The 6,216-nt window shown below is 67.7% G+C and carries 9 protein-coding genes; 6 read left to right on the top strand and 3 right to left on the bottom strand.

What is annotated here, in order from left to right; genetic code table 11:
* The 3 genes from VMR86_00375 to efp all read left to right on the top strand — a co-directional run.
* Nucleotides 1-488: serine hydrolase (locus VMR86_00375; GenBank protein ID HTO05487.1), on the top strand; the 488-nt coding region annotated here is incomplete at its 5' end.
* On the top strand, nt 478-1,911 hold the full coding sequence (gene mpl / locus VMR86_00370; protein HTO05486.1) for a UDP-N-acetylmuramate:L-alanyl-gamma-D-glutamyl-meso-diaminopimelate ligase: 1,434 nt from the start codon (nt 478-480) through the stop codon (nt 1,909-1,911). The genes VMR86_00375 and mpl, both read left to right, overlap by 11 nt.
* Nucleotides 1,912-1,913: 2 nt before the next feature.
* Entirely contained in the window at nt 1,914-2,471 is a 558-nt protein-coding gene (gene efp, locus VMR86_00365; GenBank protein HTO05485.1) for an elongation factor P, read from the top strand.
* A 1-nt stretch (nt 2,472) separates the two neighbouring features.
* Here efp and VMR86_00360 read toward each other — a convergent pair whose 3' ends face one another.
* A complete protein-coding gene (locus VMR86_00360; protein HTO05484.1) occupies nt 2,473-3,003 on the bottom strand; it encodes a hypothetical protein in 531 nt (176 codons plus the stop codon).
* 53 nt (nt 3,004-3,056) lie between these two features.
* Between VMR86_00360 and VMR86_00355 the strand changes: the two genes are divergently transcribed.
* Together VMR86_00355 and VMR86_00350 are read left to right on the top strand one after the other, a co-directional pair.
* Nucleotides 3,057-3,905: a hypothetical protein gene (locus VMR86_00355; protein HTO05483.1), complete on the top strand. Its 849-nt coding sequence runs from the start codon at nt 3,057-3,059 to the stop codon at nt 3,903-3,905.
* Entirely contained in the window at nt 3,877-4,398 is a 522-nt protein-coding gene (locus VMR86_00350) for a hypothetical protein (protein ID HTO05482.1), read from the top strand. Before VMR86_00355 ends, VMR86_00350 begins: the two co-directional genes overlap by 29 nt.
* On the opposite strand, the gene VMR86_00345 is transcribed toward VMR86_00350, so the two are convergent.
* The gene (locus VMR86_00345; GenBank protein HTO05481.1) at nt 4,395-4,799 is read right to left on the bottom strand and encodes a hypothetical protein; all 405 of its coding nucleotides are present in this window, start codon (nt 4,797-4,799) and stop codon (nt 4,395-4,397) included. The two genes, VMR86_00350 and VMR86_00345, sit on opposite strands and share 4 nt — an antisense overlap.
* A gap of 38 nt (nt 4,800-4,837) precedes the next feature.
* Here VMR86_00345 and VMR86_00340 point away from each other — a divergent pair, with 38 nt between their 5' ends.
* A complete protein-coding gene (locus VMR86_00340; protein HTO05480.1) occupies nt 4,838-5,134 on the top strand; it encodes a hypothetical protein in 297 nt (98 codons plus the stop codon).
* On the opposite strand, the gene VMR86_00335 is transcribed toward VMR86_00340, so the two are convergent.
* Nucleotides 5,118-6,216, bottom strand: a 1,099-nt coding sequence (locus VMR86_00335; GenBank protein HTO05479.1) for a hypothetical protein, incomplete at its 5' end; no start/stop codon positions are given. The two genes, VMR86_00340 and VMR86_00335, sit on opposite strands and share 17 nt — an antisense overlap.

The raw sequence follows: 6,216 nt of genomic DNA, 5'->3' as shown, positions 1-6,216 counted from the left end.
GCGGCGAGCGCGCGCGCTACGCGGCCACCGAGCAGTGCTCCTGGCGCGAGCGCGTGTTGTGGGGCGAGGTGCACGATCCCAACGCCTGGGCCATGGGCGGGGTCGCGGGTCATGCCGGGCTGTTCGGCGCCGCGCCCGACGTGCTGCGCTTCGCCCAGGAGATGCTCGCCGCCGACCAGGGCCGCTCGGCCTTGTTCCCGGCCGAGGTCGCGCGCGAGTTCTTCCGCCGCCAGGAGATCGCGCCCCAGAGCGACTGGGCGCTCGGCTGGGATACGCCCACCGAGGGTCAGTCGACCTCTGGCAGTCACTTCTCGAAGCGCTCGATCGGCCACACCGGCTTCACCGGCACGAGTCTGTGGATCGACCTCGAGCGCGGCATGATCGTGGTCCTGCTCGCCAACCGGATCCACCTGGTCGCCAAGCGCTCGAAGTTCGAGCTGCGGCCGCTCGTGCACGACCTGGTCTGGGAGGCGTTCCTTGCCGCGTAGCATTCCGCCGATCGAGGCGGTCCACCACGTGCACTTCGTCGCGGTGTGCGGCACCGCCATGGGCTCGCTCGCCTGCATGCTGGCCGAGCGCGGCTTCCACGTGACCGGCAGCGACACCGACGCCTACCCGCCCATGAGCGACCAGCTCAAGGCGCACGGCATCGAGGTGCAGAAGGGCTGGAACCCCGATCGCCTGGCGAGTGACTCGCCCGACCTGGTGGTCGTGATCGGCAACGCCGCGCGGCCCGACAACCCCGAAGCGCGCGCCGCGATCGACGGCGGGCTTGCCTACGTGTCGTTCTGCGACGCCGTGCAGCACTTCTTCCTGCGCGGGAAACACTCGGTGGTCGTGACCGGCACGCACGGCAAGACCACCACCACGAGCATCGTGGCCTGGATGCTCACGCACGCGGGCCGCGACCCGTCGGCGCTGATCGGCGGCGTGTTCCAGAACTTCGGCGGCAGCTACCGGCTCGGTGCCGGCCCCGAGTTCGTGATCGAGGGCGACGAGTACGACTCGGCGTTCTTCGACAAGACGCCGAAGTTCCTGCACTACGACGCGCGCACCGCGCTCATCACCTCGGTCGAGTTCGACCACGCCGACATCTACCAGAACCTGGGCCAGATCCAGGACGCGTTCCGCGAGCTCGTGAGTCAGGTCCCCGCCGACGGTCGCATCGTGGCCGCGACCGATGCCGAGACCGTGCGCGCCGTGCTCGCCGGCGCGAAGGCACCGGTCGAGGGCTACGGCTTCCGCGAGGGCGCGATCTGGCGCGTGTCCGACATCGCCTTCGATGCCGAAGGCACGCAGTTCACGGTCTGGAGGCGCGACGAGCGCGTGGCGCGCGTGCGCATGCCGCTCTTCGGCAGACACAACGTGGAGAACGTGCTGGGCGCGGTCGCGGTCTGCGCGGGCCTGGGAGTGACTCCCGAGAAGGCCGGGGCGGCGATGGCCAGCTTCCAGGGCGTGAAGCGCCGCCAGGAGCTGCGCGGCGAGGCCGCCGGCATGGCGGTGATCGACGACTTCGCCCACCACCCCACCGCCGTGCGCGAGACGATCGCCGCGATCCGCGCGCGCTTTCCCGAGCGCCGCCTGTTCGCGATCTTCGAGCCGCGCACGAACACCAGCCGCCGCCGCTTCTTCGAGAGCGACTTCGCCGACGCGCTCGCTGCCGCCGACGAAGTGATCCTGGCGGGCGTGTTCAAGGCCGAGGCCCTGAAGGAAGACGAGCGCATGCGCCCCGAGTGGGTGGTCGACCGCGTGCGCCGCGCCGGCAAGGAGGCGCACTATCTCGCCGAGGTCGACGAGATCATCGAGTATCTCGCCCGCCACCGCACGGGCAAGGACGTAGCGCTGGTCATGTCGAACGGCGGGTTCGGAAACATCTGGGAGCGGTTGCTCGCGAGGCTGAGGAACATCTGACCATGCAAGCGAACGAGTTGCGCAGGGGAATGAACGTCATGCTCGATGGCAAGCCCTATCGAGTCATGGAGAGCGAGATCCGCACGCCCGGCAAGGGCCGCGCGTTCATCCAGGTGAAGTTCCGCTCGATCCTCGACGGCACCCAGCGCGAGCTGAAGCTCGGCACCGGCGACCAGGTCGAGGAGGCCGACATCGAGTCCAAGGACATGGACTATCTGTACACCGAGGCCCAGGGCGCGGTCTTCATGGACGTTCAGAGCTACGAGCAGACCAACATTCCCGACGACGTGCTCGGCGACACGAAGCCGTGGCTCTCCGAAGGCATGCGCTGCTCCGTCGAGCTGCTCGACGGCGTGCCCATCGGAGTGACTCTGCCCTCGATCGTCGAGATCCGGGTCCGCTCCGCGGAGCCCGTCGTGAAAGGCCAGACCGCCGCCAAGTCGTCGAAGCCCGCCGTGCTCGAGAACGGAGTCACGATCCAGGTGCCGCCGTTCATCGAAGCCGGCGAGAAGCTGCGCGTCGACCCGACCGAGCAGAGATACATCGAGCGCGCGAAGTAGGTCAGCGCGCGGGGTACTTCTTCCCCAGCTCGCGCACGTGCTCGACGAGCTTGGTGGTCTCGCGCTGCAGCGCCGCCTGTCGGCGCTGCTGGATGAAGTGGGCGGTATCCGAGACCGCCTCGTTGGCCGCGCGCATCAGGCGCCGGCCTTCGGGCGTCGCCAGCTGGGCCTTCGCGATCTGGAAATCGTCTCCCGGGTAGTTCCGATCCCACGCCCGCGCGTAGACGGCGAGCGCCTCATCCACCGTGTACGAGTTCTGGACGGCCTCGACCATCTCCGAGTACATCGACTGGAGGCCAGTTCGGACGTCGGGCGGGAGCTGAGCCTGCTCGGCCAGTTGATCAACGATCTGTGAGATCTGCTCCTTGCTGGCGGCAGCGTTCTGGTCGTGCTGGCGCTCCAGCGCTTCGCGCATGCCGACCTGGCGCAGATACTGCTCGGCCTGCGACGGGGGCGGCCCCGCCTGCTGGCCGCTCGAGCTGACCACGCAGCCGATCACGAAGCCCAGCACGATGCCAGTGAGCCAGCGCATGTCACTCTCCTCCGAGTCAGCGCTGGCGTAGAATACACGGGCGGAGATTCGGCATGGAAGTCTTGTTGCGAGTGGTCTGCGCGACGTCGCTCGGTCTCTGCTATCTCGAGCTCGTCGCGCTGCCCGCTTGGGCCGTCGAGCTGTTCATCCTGCCCGGGGTGACTCCAGACGAGCGCCGCGCCGCGCTCGCCGACCTCGGAAGGCGGGCGCTCATCGTCCCGGCGATCTTCGCGGTGTCTGCCGTGACCTGGGTGCAATTCTTCGCTCCGCCCGCGGCCACGCTCGCGATCCTCGAGGAAGTCCTGCTGGTGCAGATTCCCGCGGGGGCACTCCTCGTGGGTGCGCTCTGGGCGCTCTTCCGCTGGCTGCGCCGGAGCTCGCTCTACCCGAAGTCCGACAACTGGTTCCTCACGGGAGCCGTCATGCTCGCGGTCGCGCTCGGCGCGACCTGGGTCTACGTCGCGAAGTATCCGCCGATCACGGAAGCCGAGCTCGATCCGATCTCTCTCGAAGAAGCGGACTTCACCATCTCCTCCAAACAGCTCGTGCTCCGCGCAGGCGACAGGGAGTACTACACGTTCGAGGACCCGTGGCGCCCCGAGCTCAGCGACCAGGAGCTGAATCGCGCGCTGACTTCGGGGGCGCTCGTCACCCTTTGGCTGTACCGGGACGGCAACCAGATCTACGGCCTCGAGGCCGGCGGCATCGCGATCCCGAAGGCGCGTTGCATCCACGACTACATGCTGAATCGCCTGTCACTGCTCGTCTTGATCGCAGTGTTCGCAGGCTTCGGGCTGTGGAGCGTCGGCCGCGGGTTCTGGTTCCGGCGCGCGGCGCCCGACGCCGAGGACGACGACGAGGAGCCTCCCGAAGATGACTCAGAAAGCGAGTCCGCGAGCTGATCATCTTGCCGTGCAGCGGTGGACCAGGTATGGCTTCCCGGTCGTCGGGGTGGATGTAGCTCTCGTCGGGCGTGCGCAAGGTCTCGAGCTCGTCTCCGCGGACCCGGCCATCGCCGAAGCCGACCTCACACCCGTCTCCTTCGAGGAAGGTGACTACGCGATCGACCAGGAAGGACTCCGATTCCAATCCGGCGAGCGCGAGCTCGACACTCTGCAGACGCCTTGGCGCCCCGACTTCACCGACCAGGAGCTGGCTCGAGCAGTGACCTCGGGCACCCTGGTCACCGTTTGGCTGTATCACGACAGGACCGAGATCTTCGGTCTCGAGGCGGGCGGGTTGTCGATCCCGAGGTCGCGCTTCCTCGAGGACTACCTGGCGGAACGCCGCCGGGTCTTCTGGCTGATCGACGCCGTGCCGCTATTCGGAGCGGGGACCGTGGCGGCCGGAATCTGGCTGCGCCGCAGTGAGTCAGCCCGGAGCGAGGACGGCTAGAACACCCGTTTCACCACGGGCTTTCCGCCGGTCTTCTCGAGCTCGATCGAGAGCGCCTCGCCCTTCTTCTTGTCGAGGATGGTGGTCTCGGGGACGTCGACGTAGTTCAGGTGATAGGTGGTCGTGTGACTCGAGACGACCTTCGACGGGTCATCGGGCGCATAGCACCACACGCCGATCAGCGAGTCGCGCGTGAACTGCACGCGATACGCGTCGGCGCAGTCGCTTCGGCTGGCTTTCGGTGTGTGGACGATCGTGAGCTCTGCGTCGGACGAGCTCTGCAGCCGCTTGGCGCCGGTCTCGATGTCGTCGGCGATCGAGGTCGCGGCGTCGAGGAGGACGGAGCAGGCCCCCAGGGCGAGGACGCACATGACCAGCGCAATGCGGCTTCGAAAACTCATGTTGCCGAAACATAGCGCTTGCCGTAGCCTGGTCACCGATGAGACTCGCAGTCATTGGCGCGCTCCTTCTGATCGCTTCCGCAGCGCACGCCCAGGGTTCACGGGGTGACTGCATCGAAGGCGGTTACTGCGACGTCAACCCGGACACGAGCGCGATCTTTGCGTCCGGATCGAGTGCGGGTGGCACGGCGGTGGATGGGACGATCGTCTTCGGCATCGAGGGCGCTGTCTCGCGGGCCCGGTCCCCGGGGAGCGTGCCCGAGCCCGGTGGCGCGGCGCTCGTCTGCATCGGCCTCATCGGCCTGCTCTGCGCGCGAGTCAGTAAGCCGAGCTGAGATCCGCCGTCACGTTCTGGCCGAGGCCCTTCACGCTCAGCTGATCGGCGCGCAGATGGATGCCGTCGGCCTCGCTGCGCCAGATCCGGAGCCCGTCGAGCTGGATGGAGACCTTCGGCCCGCGCAGCTTCAGGCTCGCGCTCTTATCTTGCGGAGACCACGTCCCCCGACCCGAGAGCCGGACCGGTCCGCCGTTCGTGAACCACTGACCCGTGGCCGCGAGGCCCTTGGCATCGGGTGACAGCGTGAGCTCCAGGTGGATGCCGAGCCTGTCACTGGAGATCTGGTCGGACAGAGTGATCTTTTGCTTCACCTTCTTCCCGTCGATCTTGCCGCTCACAGTCTCACTCACGCTGCGCTGCAGGCTGACGGGATCGATCTGCTCGGAGCACGCGATCCGCAGGGTCGCGTTCGGAAGCGTCGCAGGATCCATGTCGCGAAGCGAGAGCGTGCGGTGCACGCTGATCCGCCGGCCGTTCCCGGAGACCTTGCCGGTGCCTTCGATGCGGCCGTCGGCCACCGTGTTGGGATCGGATTGTCCGAACCCCGCGAAGCGGAGCTTCCCGCCGGCGTCCGCGGTCAGACTGAACGTGGCGTGGACCGAGCCGTAGCTCTCTTCGACCGTGTACGGCGGGTCGTACAGCGGGAACGCGCCGCTGGGCGTCGTGAACACGTAGTCTCCGGACAGACCCTGGTTCGGATCGGGCAGTGGCGGGCAGCCATCCCAGGTGGGCTCGAGCGGGCTCGCCGCGCGCGTGGCGAGTGACACGTCGCCACCCCACGGGTCGTGGTGCGCGATCGACACCGTGCCATCGGCGTCGACGGCGATCGCGCTGTCCTCGCCCGAGTATGTGTCGCCGACCACGGTCTCGGTCTCGAACTGGCCGTCATGGAGGTGCGCGTAGCCGAGCGAATGGTCGGCGAGACGGAGATACGAGATGTGCGGATTGGCGTTCGCGTCGAGCGTGATCTCGGGATTGCGCGAGCCGAGGAGTCCCGTCGGGTCGTAGGGCACGACGAACGGATCGGCGTCCATCGTGTAGAACACCCCGTGACAGCGGTTCGAGCCGTACGCGATGCCG

Source organism: Myxococcota bacterium, assembly GCA_035498015.1.
Lineage (GTDB): Bacteria > Myxococcota_A > UBA9160 > SZUA-336 > SZUA-336 > VGRW01.
This window is presented reverse-complemented; position numbering and strand designations above follow the sequence as displayed.

What these genes read in the sequence shown, in the direction of transcription:
- efp (HTO05485.1), top strand. Translation starts at nt 1,914, where the DNA reads ATGCAAGCGAACGAGTTGCGCAGGGGAATGAACGTCATGCTCGATGGC.
- VMR86_00360 (HTO05484.1), bottom strand. Translation starts at nt 3,003, where the DNA reads ATGCGCTGGCTCACTGGCATCGTGCTGGGCTTCGTGATCGGCTGCGTG.
- VMR86_00355 (HTO05483.1), top strand. Translation starts at nt 3,057, where the DNA reads ATGGAAGTCTTGTTGCGAGTGGTCTGCGCGACGTCGCTCGGTCTCTGC.
- VMR86_00350 (HTO05482.1), top strand. Translation starts at nt 3,877, where the DNA reads ATGACTCAGAAAGCGAGTCCGCGAGCTGATCATCTTGCCGTGCAGCGG.
- VMR86_00345 (HTO05481.1), bottom strand. Translation starts at nt 4,799, where the DNA reads ATGAGTTTTCGAAGCCGCATTGCGCTGGTCATGTGCGTCCTCGCCCTG.
- VMR86_00340 (HTO05480.1), top strand. Translation starts at nt 4,838, where the DNA reads ATGAGACTCGCAGTCATTGGCGCGCTCCTTCTGATCGCTTCCGCAGCG.